The following is a 15,370-nucleotide window of genomic DNA, read 5'->3' on the forward strand; positions in this document are numbered from 1 at the left end:
GATACGGAACTGATGCCGTCTCTTACGGGTCAGTCTCTGTAGACAGGGAGATAATGTCGATGGTCAAGACCACATCAATTACCCTCAGCCCCGAGCAGGGCCTCAGCCGGTATCTCACGGAGATCCGCAAGTTTCCCATGCTTGAGAAGCAGGAAGAGTTTATGCTCGCCAAAAGCTGGCAGGAGCATGAAGACACGGAAGCGGCCGAGCAAATGGTGACATCCCACCTTCGTCTCGTAGCAAAAATCGCGATGGGCTATCGCGGCTATGGCCTGCCAATGGCGGAGGTCATTTCCGAAGGGAATGTCGGCCTCATGCAGGCCGTCAAGAAATTCGATCCAGACAAGGGGTTTCGCCTGGCAACCTATGCCATGTGGTGGATCCGTGCTGCGATCCAGGAATATATCCTGCGTTCATGGAGCCTTGTTAAACTCGGCACGACAGCCGCGCAGAAGAAGCTGTTCTTCAACCTGCGCCGCATCAAGGGTGAAATCCGCGCGCTGGAAACGGGTGATCTCAATCCTGAACAGGTCAGCGAGATTGCTGAGCGTCTGAACGTGTCTGAAAAAGACGTCCTCAGCATGAATGGCCGGATGAGCGGTTCAGATGCTTCGCTTAACGCGCCGATGGGTGTCGAGGGCGACATGGAGTGGCAGGACTGGCTCACCGATGACGAGCCTGGCCAGGCCGAGACCTATGCCAATCGTCAGGAGTTCGATTCACGCATGGAGCTCCTGCAGGATGCCATGGGTGATCTTTCAGAACGTGAACAGCATATCCTGCAGGAACGCCGACTGACGGATGAACCGAAAACGCTGGAAGAGCTTTCCGAGGTTTACAACGTCTCGCGTGAGCGCATCCGCCAGATCGAAGTACGTGCTTTCGAGAAAATCCAGAAGGCCATGAAGCGGATGGCGAAAGAGCAGGGGCTGCCGGTCGGGGCTTAAGCCTGTCCGGTCTGCCATCCTGCATGAGACCTGTTGCTGTTACGCAGGCAAGTGACCCGCGTCTTGCGCCCTACATTTCCATTCGAGAGCGCGACCTGACAGGGCGTGAGGATGGCCGGTTCATAGTCGAGGGCAAGGTGACGCTTGGCATACTCGCCGAGCGCTCTCGTTTTGCCATCGAGAGCGTTTTCATAGGCGAGTCGCGGCTTGAACCCCTCAGGAGTACGCTGGAGAAGCTGCCGGAAAATGTTCCGGTCTATGTCGCGCCGCAGACGGTGATGGACAAGGTTGCTGGCTTTCCCATCCATCGCGGCGTGCTGGCCTGTGCCCGAAAGGGCAGTCCGCTCGGACTGGAAGAGGTTACGGGGGCCGAGACGCTGCTGGTCCTGAACGGCATCTCCAACCATGACAATGTCGGTGCCGCTTTCAGGAATGCGGCGGCTTTCGGTGTCGGTGGCGTCCTGCTCGATCAGCAGAGCTGTGACCCGCTCTATCGTAAATCCATCCGTGTTTCAGCAGGAAGTGCACTCTGGCTGCCATTTCATCATGGCGGGACAGGTGCAGACCATAACGCAGCGCTGAAAGACGCAGGCTACCAGGTCTGGGCAATGACGCCGCGCGCCGATGCGACACCGATTTCGCAAATGCCCGTCAGTGGCCGGGTCGCTGTTCTTCTGGGCGCGGAAGGGCCGGGCCTGCCGGACACGCTGATTGGCGGGGCGAAGCCCGTGCGCATTCCGATGGCGCCGGACTTCGATAGCGTGAATGTTGCCACGGCCGGCGCGCTTGCACTCAGCCGCATTTTCGAAGCCCGTCAACAGGTCTAGCCGCGCTCGAACGGGTCCCGCATCAGGATGACGTCTTCGCGTTCCGGCGAGGTCGAGACCAGCGCGCAGGGCTTGCCCACCAGCTCTTCCAGGCGGCGGACATACTTCACCGCTTCGGCGGGCAGGTCAGCCCAGCTCCGTGCGCCTTTTGTCGAGTCCTTCCAGCCGGGCATGGTTTCATAGACCGGCTCGACCGCATCCTGATCCGTCAGTCCGGCCGGGAAATAGTCGATCTCCTTGCCGTTCAGGCGATAACCGACGCAAACCTTGATCTCTTCGAATCCGTCGAGCACGTCGAGCTTTGTGAGCGCGAGTCCGCTGACGCCTGATGTTGCACAAGCCTGGCGGACCATAACGCTGTCGAACCAGCCGCAGCGGCGTGCGCGTCCCGTGACCGTGCCGAACTCGTGGCCGGCGGTGCCAAGCCGCTCGCCGATCTCATTGTCCTGCTCGGTAGGAAAGGGGCCGGAGCCCACGCGCGTCGTATAGGCCTTGGCGAGCCCGAGGACATAGGAGATGGCGCTTGGGCCCACGCCAGCACCAGCCGAGGCGTTGCCAGCGACAACGTTGGACGAGGTGACGAAGGGATAGGTGCCGTGATCGACATCGAGCATGACGCCTTGCGCACCTTCGAACAGGATCCGGCGGTCGAGTTTGACCTGCTCGTTGAGGAGCTTCCAGACAGGTTTGGCGAAGGGCAGGATTTTCGGGGCAAGGGCGAGGAGATCGGCCTTGAGCTTCTCGCCATCCGGCTCCGGAATGTCGAGGCCGGCGCGAAGGGGCCGGTGATGGGCCAGCAGGCGTTCCAGCTTCAGGTCGATCGCGGCAGGGTCGGCCAGGTCGGCCACACGAATGGCCCGGCGCCCGGCGCGGTCTTCATAGGCCGGGCCAATGCCACGCTTGGTCGTGCCGATCTTGGAGTCGCCGAGTGCGGCTTCGCGGGCAGCATCAATGTCCTTGTGCCAGGGCAGGATAAGGCAGGCATTGTCAGCCAGGACCAGGTCATCAGGGCCAAGCTCGACGCCTTCCTTTGCCATGCCTTCGATTTCTGACAGTAGCTGCCAGGGGTCGACGACGACGCCATTGCCGATGACTGAGAGCTTGCCGCCGCGAACCACGCCGGACGGAAGCAGGTTCAGTTTGAAGGTCTTGTCACCGATCACCAGCGTGTGCCCGGCATTGTGGCCACCCTGGAAACGCACGACCGTATCGGCCCGGCTGGACAGCCAGTCCACAATCTTGCCTTTGCCCTCATCGCCCCACTGGGCGCCGACAACGACCACACCTGCCATCAGACAATACTCCTTGAAAACCCGTGCGTCACTGACAGGGTTTACCGGCGAATTGCAAGAGGCGAGATGCCCCGGATGCCTTAAGGTCAGGCGAGTTCGTAGTCGTCGGCCTTCACCTCCGCGACAGCCTTTGCATAATCGCGTGTATGTGAGGACCAGTTCTGCGTGATCAGGCCGTCCTCAGTCTTGTACCAGGAATTACACGCCGGGTCGGCCCAGACTGTCTTCTGGAGCTGGGCCTGGATCTCGTTGTTCCAGCGATCCTGCGCAGATTTCTTGGGCATCATGGCATCAGCTGACTTCTCGTCCAGCGTCAGCAAGGCTTTCACCATATACTCGACCTGACGCTCCAGCATGAAGGTGATGGAGTTATGGCCAAGATTGGTGTTCGGCCCGTAGAGGATGAACAGGTTGGGGAAGTCGGCGACCGTGATCCCGGCATAGGCCTCGGGGTGATCGGCCCATTCCTCGTTGAGGTGCTTGCCCTTCAAACCCTTTACATCCACCGACCAGTTCCAGCCGGTTGTCTCGAACCCGGTCGCGAAAATGAGGACATCGAAGTCGCGGTGCATACCGTCGCTGGTGGTGGCGCCGGTTTCATTGACACTGACGACGCCCTCCGTGACAAGTTCCACATTATCGCGCTCAAGGGCCGGGAAGTAATCGTCAGATATCAGGATGCGCCGGCAACCGACTGGATAATCCGGGGTCAGTTTCTTACGAAGTTCGGGGTCCTTGACCTGCTCGTTGAGATGGTTGGTTGCGATGGTCGTGTAGGCTTCGCGGCCCGCTTCTGTCCATTCAAAGACCTTCCAGAAGAAATGGTCGGCATTGTCGTAAATGAGCTGTCGGTTGCGTTGTCCAAGGTCCATGGCCGTCTCGGGCTCAGTGAACATCAGGGCCTGTTCCTGCGGAGTTATTGGCACATCCCGGCGGGGTGTCACCCAGTTGGGTGTGCGCTGGAAAACCGTCAGATGAGAGGCGATTTTCGCGACTTCGGGGATGACCTGCACGGCACTTGCCGCAGAGCCGACCACACCGACCCTTTTGCCTTCGAGTGACACCGAGTGATCCCAGCGGGCCGAATGCATCTTGTCGCCCCGGAAGCTTTCCAGTCCTTCAATGTCTGGCCAGCTGGGACGGTTGAGCTGGCCAAGCGCGCCCACAAGGACATCTCCCTTGAAGGTCTTGCCGCCTTCGGTTTTCACCGTCCATGTCTTGCTTTTCTCGTCCCACTCCGCTGACACGGCTGCGTCATTCATATGCATGTGCGGACGAAGCTGGTAGCGGTCTGCGATCTCCTCGGCATAAGCTTGGATCTCCGGGCCCTGCGGATAGGCGCGCGTCCAGTTGATGCTCTGGGCGAAGGATAGCTGGTACAGTGCCACTGGCACGTCACAGGCAACACCGGGATAGGTGTTCTCGTACCAGGTGCCGCCGACTTTCGGGTTGCGGTCGAGCAGCTCGAAGGTATGGCCTGCTTCCTGGAGCTTGATGGCTGCGGTCAGGCCGCCGAGCCCGGCACCGATGATGATGGCATGCTTCTGCGCCATGCGAACCTCCCTGTTTGTATTTCAGGCAGGATTCGTCTGATAGCCGCTTAATGCAAGCGTGACCGCGGGTAAGGATCAGCCGCCGAATTCCCAATAGGCGCGAAGCCCGATGCTATCGACCCCCTGATTGCGTCCATCGCCGAGAATCTGGCCATGAGAGAGGTGCTCATACTGGAGCTGAAGCCCCCAGTTTTCACCGATATCCCGGTTGACGGCGAGGCCTGTGCGAAACAGGTCCTCAGAGCCGTAAAGCACATTTTCCTGGGAGAAGGCATTGCTCTCGGGGCTGCCTTGGGGGAACGGGCTGGCAACCGCTCCGTCATGGATCGCATAACCAAGACTCGGCTCGAGAGACCAGTTCCGGGCGAAGTCCCAGTTCCAAACGAGGCCAATGGCGCCATAACTCGTATCGCCTGCCGTGTTGATAGAGGCGAGCGCATAGGGGCGCGGGCTCAGGATATAGCGGAAGAAGTCTGGCGAAGCGAAAACAAGCTCGCCTTCCACTGTCGGCCCGTCTTCCTTGTCGGCGTTCTTGCAGTCGATGACGCAGATATTGTGCTGCATGATGCCAAGCCGGGCCTCTTCGACAAGTTGCGCATGAGCGCCCGGCGCGACAGCAAGGAAAGCAAACGTCAGAGATGCGGTGGCAAGAAAACGATTCATGACAGGACCTTTAGAAACAACAACCTGCCCAGAAAGGCCCGGAGAGGCTGAAGGTCAAGGACTTCGGCCGGGGCAGGCAAGAAAAATCAGGGCATTATGTCTTTCCCGCAACCTTTAGCGGGCCAAAACGGACTTGCCCGGCATGAAAAAAGCCCGCTCCGGTTTTCCCGGAGCGGGCCTGTCATGTGTCTGGCGATTATCGCAGAATATCGAGCCTAGAAGTGCAATACCTTGGCGTAGCGCACATGCGGCAGGGCATCGATCTTCTGCGTCACCTCCGGGTCCGGCTCGGCATCGATCCCGATGAGGGCGATCGCCTCGCCGCCGACGGACTGGCGGCCCAGATGGAAAGTGGCGATATTCACATTGGCCTCACCCAGCATGGCGCCGAGAGACCCGATGAAGCCAGGTTTGTCGATATTGTTGACGTAAAGGACCACCGGGGAGAAGTCGCCTTCAAGCGGCATGTCCTTGACCTCGACAACGCGCGGGCGACCGGCCGAGACGGTCCCGGCGATCGAGCGCCAGCCCGTTTCGTCCGAATTGGCCGTCTTGGGAACACGTACCTTGATACGGATCAGGCTGTCATAAACTGGGCTGTCTTCGGTCACGGTCTCAGAGAATTTCACACCTGAATCGTGCAGGACAGCAGGCGCGGAGACCATGTTGACATCACCGCGTGAGGCGCGCAGGACACCAGCAAGCGCGGCAGCCGTAACGGGTTTGCGATTGATCTCGGAAACCTCACCCTCATACTCGATGATGACTTCCTCGAAACCGTGGTCTGAAATCTGTCCGGCGAATTGCCCGAGCTTTTCGGCCAGGTCGATATAGGGCTTGAGGCGCGGGGCCTCGTCGGCGGTCACAGACGGCATGTTGAGCGCGTTCGTGACGGCACCTGTCAGCAGGAAGTCGCTCATTTGTTCGGCGACCTGCAGGGCGACGTTTTCCTGTGCCTCCACGGTGGCGGCACCAAGGTGTGGCGTGGCCACGAAGTTCGGGGCCCCGAACAGGACATTGTCCTTGGCAGGCTCATCCACGAAAACGTCGAATGCCGCCGCACCGATATGACCGGAGTCGAGCAGTTCGCGCACAGCAGCCTCATCGACCAGGCCGCCGCGTGCACAGTTGACCAGGATAAGGCCCTTCTTGGTTTTCGAGAGAGCCTCCTTGGACAGGATGTTACGTGTCTGGTCGGTCAGCGGTGTGTGCAGCGTGATCATGTCGGCACGCGCCAGCAGCGTGTCGAGATCGACTTTTTCGACGCCCAGTTCCACGGCACGCTCTTCTGTCAGGAACGGGTCATAGGCGACGACTTTCATCGTCAGTCCCTTGGCGCGCTCGGCGACACGGGCCCCGATATTGCCGCACCCGATGAGGCCGAGCGTCTTGTAGGACAATTCTGTGCCGACGAAGCTCTTCTTCGGCCAGTTGCCAGCCTGTGTACCGGCATCGGCGGCCGGGATCTGCCGGGCGGCGGCGAACATCATGGCGATGGCGTGCTCGGCAGTGGTGACGGCGTTGCCGAACGGGGTGTTCATCACCACGATGCCTTTCGCGGTGGCGGCTTTTATGTCGATATTGTCGACGCCGATCCCGGCGCGACCTATGACTTTCAGGTTCGTTGCTGCTTCGATGACGTCGGCGTCGGGCTTGCAGGCCGAACGCACCGCGAGGCCATCAAACTCCGGAATGATTTCGATCAGCTCTTCCTTGGAAAGGCCGACACGAGTTTCGGTTTCGATGCCGCGATTCTTGAAGATCTCGACGGCGGCGGGGCTGAGATTGTCAGCAATAAGGACTTTGGTCATGTTGAATTCCTCCAGCGGGAATTGGACTGCCAGTAAGATAAATTACGAATGTCGAAGGGTGTATCGCCTAAAGGTCTGCGGCGACGGTCTCGAAGGCCCAGTCGAGCCACGGAAGCAGCTTCTCGACATCGGAAGGTTCGACCGTTGCGCCAACCCAGATGCGAAGGCCCGGAGGCGCATCACGGTATGAGTTGAAGTCGTAGGCGACGTCTTCTGATTCCAGCAGGGAGACGATCTTCTTCACGAAGGCTTCCTGTGCATCGGTGTCGAGGGACTTCACACGTTCATCGGCAATCGTGAAGCACACGCCCGTGTTCGAGCGAACCTTCGGATCCGCGCAGAGGAACTCGATCCAGTCTGTTTTGGCTTCCCAGTCTTCCAGGATTTTCAGGCTCTTGTCGGAACGCGCCTTGAGGCCTTTCGGTCCGCCGAGGCTTTCAACCCAGTCAAGCGCCTGGAGATAGTCTTCGACGCATAGCATGGAAGGGGTGTTGATGGTCGAGCCTTCAAAGATGCCTTCATTCAGCTTGCCGCCCTTGGTCATGCGGAACACCTTCGGCACGGGCCATGCAGGCGTGTGGCTTTCCAGACGCTTCACGGCGTTCGGCGACAGGATCAGCATACCGTGGGCAGCTTCTCCGCCGAGCACTTTCTGCCAGCTATAGGTGATGACATCGAGCTTCTCGAACGGGATGTCCTGGGCGAAGATTGCCGAGGTCGCGTCGCAGATCACGACCCGGTCCGGGTTCGGCTTTATCCAGCTATGGTCATCGACGCGCACGCCGGAGGTGGTGCCGTTCCAGGTGAAGACGATATCGGCATCATCGCGTGCCTTGTTGAAGTCCGGCAGGACGCCATAGTCACCGACATAAAGTTCGCAATCGTCGAGTTTCAGCTGTTTCTGGGCGTCTGTAACCCAGCCCATGCCGAAGCTTTCCCAGGCGAATACATCGACCGGCCGGCAGCCGAGCATCGACCACATGCACATTTCGACAGCGCCTGTATCGGATGCAGGCACAATGGCAACGCGGTAGCCCTCAGGCAGGTCGAGAACCTGCTTGGTGCGCTCGATTGCGTCCTTGAGCTTTGCCTTCGCGTCTTTCGACCGGTGGGACCGGCCAAGCGCGGCAGATTCGAGTTTTGCGAGTGAAAAGCCCGGACGTTTTGCTGTGGGTCCGGACGAGAAGTGCGGACAATCCGGACGTACGTCCGGCTTTGCGTGGGTAGTCATCTGTTTTCCTCCTATCCTTACAGATAGGCTGGGCACCGTTGGGGGCGCCTGGCCCACGGCCCCTATGCCAGATTTTTGCGCTGCATCAAAGTGTTTGTTTATGACGTTCTGTTTACGCAGGGCCTTGCCGTGGACTGTCCGGGCTGCAATCTCGAAACAGAGACTGCGCCTGTAAGGACCTGCCCCGAAGATGACGACACGCCGTTCTGCCGCCGATTGGGGCCTGTTCCTCCTGCTGTCCTTTTGCTGGGCGAGTGCCTTTGCAATGACCAAGATCGCCGTTGGCGGGCTCCCGGCGAGCGTCATTATACCCGGCCGGCTCATCTCTGCGGCTATCATCCTCTGGGGCGTCATGCTGGTGCGTGGTGAGCGTCTGCCGCCTTTCTCCGATCGTTCGTCATGGCTTGCCATATTGGGGATCGGGACGATCGGAACGGCCATGCCTTTCTATGTGATTACGGTGGGGCAGAAGACCATCGACTCATCGCTGGCTGCCCTTCTTATCTCTGGTGCGCCGCTGTTCACCGCCGGGCTCGCCCATTTCCGGTTCGCAGATGAGCGCATTACAGGCTACAAGGTCGCAGGTCTGGTGACCGGTTTTGCCGGGGTGGCCCTGTTGCTTGGGCCAGATGCCCTGCAAGGTCTTGGCAATGCCGATCTCGTCGCCCAGCTCCTCGTGCTGACAGGAGCATTCTGCTATGCAGTCAACAGCATTATCGCGCGGCAGGCCCCGCGCATGGCCCCGACCGTTCTGCCGGTGGGTTTCCTGGCAGTGGCGGCGATTGTGTCCCTGCCAATGCTTGCGATGACAGACTGGACGCAGGTGCAGCCGGACGCAGCGAACATGGCCTCAGTTGTCGGGCTGGGTGCTGTCTCGACCGGTGCAGCCGGTATCATCCTGATGTACTTGGTCGCGCGGACGAGTGCGACTTTCGTGGCGCTGACAGGCTATGTCATCCCGGTCATGTCGGCGGTGATCGGCTATTATGCTTTCGGGGAGACCCATCGCTGGAATGCACTGGCCGCCTTTCTTCTCATCCTGGCGGGCGTGTGGCTGTCCCAAAGGCAGGCCCGGCGACGTGCCCCTGTGTGATCTTTCACGCGCCGGGCGTGTGGGGTAGACTACTCTCAAGGCTGCATGAATGACAGCCAGACCGGGAGGACGATATGGCGACAGTGAACATAAAGCCGGTGGCAGGTGCGCTGGGCGCGGAGATTGAGGGCGTGAACCTCGCCGAGGAGCTGTCGAACGAAGCCTTCGATGCGGTCCACCAGGCCTTTCTCGATCACCATGTCATCTTTTTCCGCGACCAGCATGACCTTACCCCGGACCGTCACAAGGCTTTTGGCCGCCGCTTCGGCACACTTAACATCCACCCCTATGTCAGCGGCATGGAAGGCCATCCTGAGATCATGGAGATCATCAAGGAGCCGGAAGAAAAGACCAATTTCGGCGGTGGCTGGCACACCGATATGTCGTTCCTGGAGAAGCCTGCGATCGGCTCGATCCTGCATGCGCTGGAAGTTCCGCCCTATGGCGGCGATACGCTGTTTGCGAACCAGATCGCGGCGTATGAAGCCCTCTCCGATGGCCTGAAAGAGACACTACAGGGGCTTACGGCTATCCATTCTGCAGGGCGGGAGTATGGGCCGAAAGGCCAATCGGCGATGAACCGGCAGTCCATGCAGACCCGCGAAGCGGGCGATGCGCCGGAATTTGAACACCCCGTTGTCCGCACGCATCCCGAGACTGGCAAGAAGGGGCTTTACGTGAACCCGGCCTTCACCCTGCGCTTCAAGGGCTGGACGAAGCGTGAAAGCCGCCCGCTGCTCAATCTCCTGTTCGAGCACTCACGCCAGGAACAGTTTACCTGCCGCTTCCGCTGGGAAGCCGGGTCGGTGGCATTCTGGGATAATCGTTGCACCTGGCACTATGCGCTTAATGATTATCAGGGCCATCGCCGTCATATGCGGCGGGTAACGGTAAACGGCGACAGACCCTTTTGAGCTTGCCACTGTCATGCTCGCGGCGGCTGGGCCTTCGCTAGAGCGAGAACTGGCCTTCGATGACCGTCACCGCCTGTCCGCGTAGCTTCACCCGGTTGCCAGCGAGCTCCACGCCGATATGCGCGCCACGCCCGGGATAGGCCTGATAGCAGTCCAGCGGCTGTTTAAGGCGCGGCCCCATGATTGCCGCGACCATGCAATGCCAGCTACCTGTCGCCGGGTCTTCGGGAATGCCGCTGCCCGGCGCAAAGAAGCGGCTGGTGACATCGACGCCATTTCCGCCGCGCGCGAGGCAGCCGAAATTGCCTCTGTCCCAGCCATTGCCGCCACCGAGGCGTTTTAGGAGGTCGAGATCGGGTTGCAGGGCATGGATTTCGTCCGGATGCCCGAAGACGGCTCCATAGAACGGACCACCCCAGGCTTCCAGCGGCCATGCGCCCAGCGCGGTTGCCACGTCTTCGGTGATGTCGACACGGCTCACTTCCGGAGCCGGGAAATCCATCTCATAGCGCCCGTCGGGGAGCTTGTTCACGCGAAGCTGACCGGATTTCACGGTCTCGAAAACGATCTCGTCTCCCGCAAATCCTGTCTCGTTGAAAAGGACATGCGCCGAGGCGAGAGTGGCATGGCCGCAGAGCGGCACTTCGATGGCCGGAGTAAACCAGCGTAGCGCCCAGATGCCATCGCCAGCCGGCACGATAAAGGCAGTCTCGGAGACATTGTTTTCTGCCGCGATCGCCTGAAGGGTTGCATCGGGCGGGAAGGCGTCCAGCATCATGACGCAGGCCGGGTTGCCCTCGAAAGGCTGGCTTGCAAAAGCGTCGATCTGGAAGAATGGCACACGTGTCATTTCGAACTTCTCCTGAGGAAGGGCTTGCAAATAGCCGCTGAAACGGGTGAGCACAAACCAGACTTTCTAAGTCGATGTTTAGCGCATGGAGGCATATGCATGCCGGTTGGCAATCTTCTCGTCGGGCTTGGCTTCATTTGTGGAACGCTGATTGCTGCCCAGGGCGCGATCAATGGCCGCCTGGCTGGCGGAATAGGTGGGCCAATTCACGCCGCCCTGATTTCCTTTAGCGTCGGGTGGCTGGCACTGCTGGCGCTCAACATCATTCTTGGTCATCGCATACCGAGCTATGGCCAGGCGATGAGCGTACCGTGGTGGGCCTGGGTTGGCGGTTTGATCGGGGCGGTCATGGTCACGAGTTCGGCGACGGCTGTTCCACGGATTGGTGTTGCGGCATGGGTGAGTGCTGTCATCGCGGGCCAGCTGACAGCCGCTGTCATGTATGACCAGTTCGGCGCTTTTGGGCAGGCTGTCCGTCCGGCCACCCCGCTGCGCCTGCTTGGTATCGGCTTTCTCGTCCTGGGCGTCTATATGGTTCGGCGGTTCTAGGCAGGCGAAAGCCCGAAAAACTCACCGGGATCGGGACATCGCTGCAGCCAGTCGGCAGCGTCGCTGCGTTTTGCAACGCCTGGATAATCCCCCGTCCGGCCCTGCAGGTCGAGTATGACCTGGAAGTGCAGGTGCGGTGCCCAGCCACCATTCACGTCCTGCGCACCGAGGGCCGCAATCTGGTGGCCGGCGGTAACGTTTTTGCCTGCGTGAAGCGCGTCCAGAACATCAGCCGCGAGATGACCGTAAAGGGTATAAATGGTCAGCTCCGGGTTGATCGCATGTTCGAGGATCAGGGTCGGGCCGTAATCCTTTGGATTGTCGTTTCGCTGGAGGCTATGAACCGTGCCGTCGAGCGGCGCAAAGACCGGTGTCTGCGCCGGCGCGAAGATATCGAGGCCCAGATGCACGGTACGGGGTTCTTCCCCGGCGGGGGCGAAGACATGGGTGTCATAGATGGCCCGCTCTTCACCATAACCGCCCATGTGAATGGCACCGTTTTCCGGTATCCAGTCGAGTGGCAGGTCATCCCAGCCACGCTCGCTAAGGCCCTGGCGGTCAAGGCGCAGCGGATGTGCTTTGTGCAGGCCGCTGATGACTTCAGCAGGGCGTGTGCGGCGCTTGGCCAGCCAGCTGTGATAGTGTCCCAGGATTGAAGTCAGCCGGTCCATTTCGGCGTTACGCTTCCCCGCGATCCATGTGCCAGCCATGATGGACAGGCCCATGACCCTGGCCAAACCCCTTGGCAGACCTGATCGCGCCGTTGAGATAGTTCCTGGCTGTTTCGACCGCGTCATTCAGGGAGATGTCCTGACCGACGAGCGCGGCGATTGCACTTGCGAGCGTACAGCCGGTGCCATGTGTGGAGGTCGTCACGATGCGCTCACTTTCGAATAGCCATTCGCCGTGCGTTGTGTGCAGCACATCAGTGATGGTGCGGCCGGGTATATGGCCGCCCTTGACCAGAACACCTTTCGCGCCCCTCTCAAGCAGGACTTCTGCGGCGCGCTTCTGCCCATCGACGCTGTCGACTGTCTCGCCTGTGAGCACTTCGGCTTCCGGTGCATTTGGCGTCAGCAGCCAGGCCCCCGGCAGGAGACGGGAAGAAAGCGCCTCGACTGCGCGCTCGTCTATCAGCCTGTGACCGGAGGTGGTGACCATTACAGGGTCTATGATGCGGGGTGTATCGGGCGCGCGCATGTCGAGAACTTCGGCAGCCAGCTCGACCAGTTCTGCTGTTGCCAGCATGCCAGTCTTTATGGCGTCGGCGCCGATGTCCTTCAGGCAGGCGCCGACCTGCTGGCGTACGGTATCGAGCGGAACAGGATGCACGTCGTGCACACCTGTCGTGTCCTGAACGGTGATGGCGGTGACGGCCGTCATGGCATATCCGCCCATTGCCATGATGGCCTTGATGTCGGCCTGGATACCTGCGCCACCGCCGGAATCGGAACCGGCAATCACAAGCACGCGGCCTTTCGGGACAGGTCGTTTCTCGATCATGGGGCATCCGTGCTTTGGCAGTAAAAAAGGGCGCAACCTGAATGGTGGCGCCCCTTCTGTTTCACAGCAAGACCTAGGCGGGTTTGGGGTCTCCGTCCGGCTTGCCACCAAAGCCCTTGCGGCGTTTTCCGGTTACCGGCACCGCAGAGGCCGGGCCTTGCGGCTCATCGGGTTCATCCGGACGCTCCGGCGGCTTGCCATCCAGCAGGTTGCGGATGTCTTCGCCGCTCAGCGTCTCATACTCCAGAAGCCCTTCGGCCACGGCAGCCCACTTGTCACGCTGCTTGGTCATGATGTCGCGAGCATCATCCATGCCCTTCTGGACCAGTTTGCGGACTTCTTCCTCAATACGTTTCGAGGTGTCTTCCGAAATGTGCGATGACTGCATGAGCTGCTGGCCAAGGAACACATCGCCCTGGTCATCGGCATAGTCGACCGGGCCGATCTCGTCGGACAGGCCCCATCGCGTAACCATGGCACGGGCCAGCTTGGTGGCCTGCTGGATGTCGGAGGCAGCACCGGCCGTGACATTGTCCATGCCAAACTTTTCTTCCTCGGCGACACGGCCGCCCATCATGATGGCGAGGCGCGATGTCATCTCGATCTTCGACATCGACATCTTGTCGTCTTCAGGCAGCTGCATGACCATGCCCATGGCGCGGCCACGTGGAATGATCGTCGCCTTGTGAACCGGGTCGGCCACAGGCACATTCATGGCCACGATGGCGTGACCGGCTTCGTGCCAGGCTGTGAGCTCGCGTTCCTTGTCGGACATGACCATGGAGCGTTTTTCCGGCCCCATAAGCACCTTGTCCTTGGCGTCCTCGAATTCCGCCATGGCGACGACACGCTTGCCTCGCCGGGCTGCGAGCAGCGCGGCCTCATTGACGAGGTTGGCAAGATCGGCGCCTGAGAAGCCGGGTGTGCCCCGCGCGATCACTTTCGGATTTACGTCCTTGGCGAGCGGAACGTTGCGCATATGCACCTTGAGGATGCGCTCACGGCCCAGAATGTCGGGATTGTTTACGGTGACCTGACGGTCAAACCGTCCGGGACGCAGGAGCGCCGGGTCGAGCACGTCCGGACGGTTGGTTGCGGCGATGATGATGATACCGTCATTGGCTTCAAAGCCGTCCATCTCGACGAGAAGCTGGTTCAGCGTCTGCTCGCGTTCGTCATTGCCGCCGCCAAGACCGGCCCCGCGTGAGCGGCCAACCGCGTCGATTTCGTCGATGAAGATGATGCAGGGCGCATTACGCTTGGCCTGTTCGAACATGTCCCGCACGCGTGAGGCACCAACGCCGACAAACATCTCGACGAAGTCGGAGCCGGAAATCGTGAAGAAAGGCACGCCGGCCTCACCTGCAACGGCGCGCGCAATCAGGGTCTTGCCCGTGCCGGGCGGGCCGACAAGCAGCGCGCCCTTGGGGATCTTGCCGCCGAGACGCTGGAAGCGGGCCGGATCACGCAGGAACTCGACAACTTCCTGAAGCTCTTCCTTGGCTTCATCTACACCAGCGACATCATCAAATGTGACGCGGCCGCTCTTCTCGGTGAGCATTCGGGCGCGCGATTTGCCAAAGCTCATCGCGCCGCGGCCCTGTCCGCCCCCTTGCATCTGGCGCATGAGGAACAGGAAGAGACCAAGGATCAGGATCAGTGGCAACAGGTTGAGAAGGAGGCCGGCCAAACTGAAGCCGGTATTAGCTTCTTCAGTGACCAGAACACCTTGATCGGAGAGACGGTTGGAAATTTCGTAGTTGGTCGGCAGTTTTTCAGCGTACACACTTGTGCCGCTTGTCGTGGTTGCTGTGACTTGGTCATTTGTGACCGTCGCTTCACTGATTTCACCGTCTTCGGCCATGGTCATGAGCTCGGAAATGGCGACCTTCTCCGAGCCTGCGGCGACTGATGAGCCCTGCATGGCGATCATCATGGCAACTACGAGTGCCGCGATGAGGCCCCAAACAGCGAGATTACGCGTGTTCATATCTTGATCCGTCGGTCCTGTGAGTGTTTCGAGATGCTAATATAGGAAAGATAGTAGCATAAAACGACTCCAATTGCGGTTACGAACCTGCAATTGCGTCAAGCTGCCTCTTATCCAGTCAGACCGTATGAATTCCCTACCCCCTCG

The 15,370-nt window shown here is 60.1% G+C and carries 14 protein-coding genes; 5 read left to right on the top strand and 9 right to left on the bottom strand.

All coding sequences use genetic code 11. The annotated features are described in order from the left end of the window. Positions 1 to 59 precede the first annotated feature (59 nt). The gene (gene rpoH / locus Q1K31_RS06205; protein ID WP_367187530.1) at positions 60 to 947 is read left to right on the top strand and encodes an RNA polymerase sigma factor RpoH; all 888 of its coding nucleotides are present in this window, start codon (positions 60 to 62) and stop codon (positions 945 to 947) included. Between the two features lie 23 nt (positions 948 to 970). Beyond that, on the top strand, positions 971 to 1,774 hold the full coding sequence (locus Q1K31_RS06210) for an RNA methyltransferase (protein ID WP_300377849.1): 804 nt from the start codon (positions 971 to 973) through the stop codon (positions 1,772 to 1,774). On the opposite strand, the gene Q1K31_RS06215 is transcribed toward Q1K31_RS06210, so the two are convergent. The 5 genes from Q1K31_RS06215 to Q1K31_RS06235 all read right to left on the bottom strand — a co-directional run bounded on the left by Q1K31_RS06215 (position 1,771) and on the right by Q1K31_RS06235 (position 8,324). Beyond that, a complete protein-coding gene (locus tag Q1K31_RS06215; protein WP_300377852.1) occupies positions 1,771 to 3,066 on the bottom strand; it encodes an adenylosuccinate synthase in 1,296 nt (431 codons plus the stop codon). The two genes, Q1K31_RS06210 and Q1K31_RS06215, sit on opposite strands and share 4 nt — an antisense overlap. An 86-nt stretch (positions 3,067 to 3,152) precedes the next feature. Next, positions 3,153 to 4,619, bottom strand: coding sequence for an NAD(P)/FAD-dependent oxidoreductase (locus Q1K31_RS06220; RefSeq protein ID WP_300377855.1), 1,467 nt, complete (start codon positions 4,617 to 4,619; stop codon positions 3,153 to 3,155). 75 nt (positions 4,620 to 4,694) lie between these two features. Continuing rightward, complete coding sequence (locus tag Q1K31_RS06225) at positions 4,695 to 5,282, bottom strand: acyloxyacyl hydrolase (protein ID WP_300377857.1); 588 nt, start codon at positions 5,280 to 5,282, stop codon at positions 4,695 to 4,697. 215 nt (positions 5,283 to 5,497) lie between these two features. Then, complete coding sequence (gene serA / locus Q1K31_RS06230; RefSeq protein ID WP_300377859.1) at positions 5,498 to 7,093, bottom strand: phosphoglycerate dehydrogenase; 1,596 nt, start codon at positions 7,091 to 7,093, stop codon at positions 5,498 to 5,500. Between the two features lie 67 nt (positions 7,094 to 7,160). Next, positions 7,161 to 8,324: a phosphoserine transaminase gene (locus Q1K31_RS06235; protein WP_300377861.1), complete on the bottom strand. Its 1,164-nt coding sequence runs from the start codon at positions 8,322 to 8,324 to the stop codon at positions 7,161 to 7,163. Between the two features lie 190 nt (positions 8,325 to 8,514). Here Q1K31_RS06235 and Q1K31_RS06240 point away from each other — a divergent pair, with 190 nt between their 5' ends. Together Q1K31_RS06240 and Q1K31_RS06245 are read left to right on the top strand one after the other, a co-directional pair. Further along, positions 8,515 to 9,417, top strand: a complete 903-nt coding sequence (locus tag Q1K31_RS06240) for a DMT family transporter (RefSeq protein WP_300377864.1) — start codon at positions 8,515 to 8,517, stop codon at positions 9,415 to 9,417. A gap of 74 nt (positions 9,418 to 9,491) precedes the next feature. Beyond that, entirely contained in the window at positions 9,492 to 10,331 is an 840-nt protein-coding gene (locus tag Q1K31_RS06245; protein ID WP_300377867.1) for a TauD/TfdA family dioxygenase, read from the top strand. A 37-nt stretch (positions 10,332 to 10,368) separates the two neighbouring features. Here the strand turns inward: Q1K31_RS06245 and Q1K31_RS06250 are convergent, their stop codons facing one another. Beyond that, positions 10,369 to 11,172 carry a PhzF family phenazine biosynthesis protein gene (locus tag Q1K31_RS06250; protein WP_367187536.1) on the bottom strand — a complete coding sequence of 268 codons (804 nt, stop codon included), beginning with the start codon at positions 11,170 to 11,172 and terminating at the stop codon, positions 10,369 to 10,371. 108 nt (positions 11,173 to 11,280) lie between these two features. Between Q1K31_RS06250 and Q1K31_RS06255 the strand changes: the two genes are divergently transcribed. Continuing rightward, positions 11,281 to 11,730 carry a DMT family transporter gene (locus Q1K31_RS06255; RefSeq protein WP_300377872.1) on the top strand — a complete coding sequence of 150 codons (450 nt, stop codon included), beginning with the start codon at positions 11,281 to 11,283 and terminating at the stop codon, positions 11,728 to 11,730. On the opposite strand, the gene Q1K31_RS06260 is transcribed toward Q1K31_RS06255, so the two are convergent. The 3 genes from Q1K31_RS06260 to ftsH all read right to left on the bottom strand — a co-directional run bounded on the left by Q1K31_RS06260 (position 11,727) and on the right by ftsH (position 15,223). Then, positions 11,727 to 12,455 carry a peptidoglycan DD-metalloendopeptidase family protein gene (locus tag Q1K31_RS06260; protein WP_300377874.1) on the bottom strand — a complete coding sequence of 243 codons (729 nt, stop codon included), beginning with the start codon at positions 12,453 to 12,455 and terminating at the stop codon, positions 11,727 to 11,729. The two genes, Q1K31_RS06255 and Q1K31_RS06260, sit on opposite strands and share 4 nt — an antisense overlap. Then, on the bottom strand, positions 12,409 to 13,233 hold the full coding sequence (gene thiD, locus Q1K31_RS06265; protein ID WP_300377875.1) for a bifunctional hydroxymethylpyrimidine kinase/phosphomethylpyrimidine kinase: 825 nt from the start codon (positions 13,231 to 13,233) through the stop codon (positions 12,409 to 12,411). The genes Q1K31_RS06260 and thiD overlap by 47 nt, the downstream gene beginning before the upstream one ends. Positions 13,234 to 13,306: 73 nt before the next feature. After that, the gene (gene ftsH / locus Q1K31_RS06270; RefSeq protein ID WP_300377876.1) at positions 13,307 to 15,223 is read right to left on the bottom strand and encodes an ATP-dependent zinc metalloprotease FtsH; all 1,917 of its coding nucleotides are present in this window, start codon (positions 15,221 to 15,223) and stop codon (positions 13,307 to 13,309) included. Positions 15,224 to 15,370: the final 147 nt, after the last annotated feature.

The sequence above is a fragment of the Henriciella sp. genome (assembly GCF_029936995.1).
In the GTDB taxonomy this organism is placed as follows: Bacteria; Pseudomonadota; Alphaproteobacteria; order Caulobacterales; family Hyphomonadaceae; genus Henriciella.

Bases quoted from the DNA above. Each gene is read 5' to 3' on its own strand.
- rpoH (WP_367187530.1), top strand. From the start codon at position 60: ATGGTCAAGACCACATCAATTACCCTCAGCCCCGAGCAGGGCCTCAGC.
- Q1K31_RS06210 (WP_300377849.1), top strand. From the start codon at position 971: ATGAGACCTGTTGCTGTTACGCAGGCAAGTGACCCGCGTCTTGCGCCC.
- Q1K31_RS06215 (WP_300377852.1), bottom strand. From the start codon at position 3,066: ATGGCAGGTGTGGTCGTTGTCGGCGCCCAGTGGGGCGATGAGGGCAAA.
- Q1K31_RS06220 (WP_300377855.1), bottom strand. From the start codon at position 4,619: ATGGCGCAGAAGCATGCCATCATCATCGGTGCCGGGCTCGGCGGCCTG.
- Q1K31_RS06225 (WP_300377857.1), bottom strand. From the start codon at position 5,282: ATGAATCGTTTTCTTGCCACCGCATCTCTGACGTTTGCTTTCCTTGCT.
- serA (WP_300377859.1), bottom strand. From the start codon at position 7,093: ATGACCAAAGTCCTTATTGCTGACAATCTCAGCCCCGCCGCCGTCGAG.
- Q1K31_RS06235 (WP_300377861.1), bottom strand. From the start codon at position 8,324: ATGACTACCCACGCAAAGCCGGACGTACGTCCGGATTGTCCGCACTTC.
- Q1K31_RS06240 (WP_300377864.1), top strand. From the start codon at position 8,515: ATGACGACACGCCGTTCTGCCGCCGATTGGGGCCTGTTCCTCCTGCTG.
- Q1K31_RS06245 (WP_300377867.1), top strand. From the start codon at position 9,492: ATGGCGACAGTGAACATAAAGCCGGTGGCAGGTGCGCTGGGCGCGGAG.
- Q1K31_RS06255 (WP_300377872.1), top strand. From the start codon at position 11,281: ATGCCGGTTGGCAATCTTCTCGTCGGGCTTGGCTTCATTTGTGGAACG.
- Q1K31_RS06260 (WP_300377874.1), bottom strand. From the start codon at position 12,455: ATGGGCCTGTCCATCATGGCTGGCACATGGATCGCGGGGAAGCGTAAC.
- thiD (WP_300377875.1), bottom strand. From the start codon at position 13,233: ATGATCGAGAAACGACCTGTCCCGAAAGGCCGCGTGCTTGTGATTGCC.
- ftsH (WP_300377876.1), bottom strand. From the start codon at position 15,223: ATGAACACGCGTAATCTCGCTGTTTGGGGCCTCATCGCGGCACTCGTA.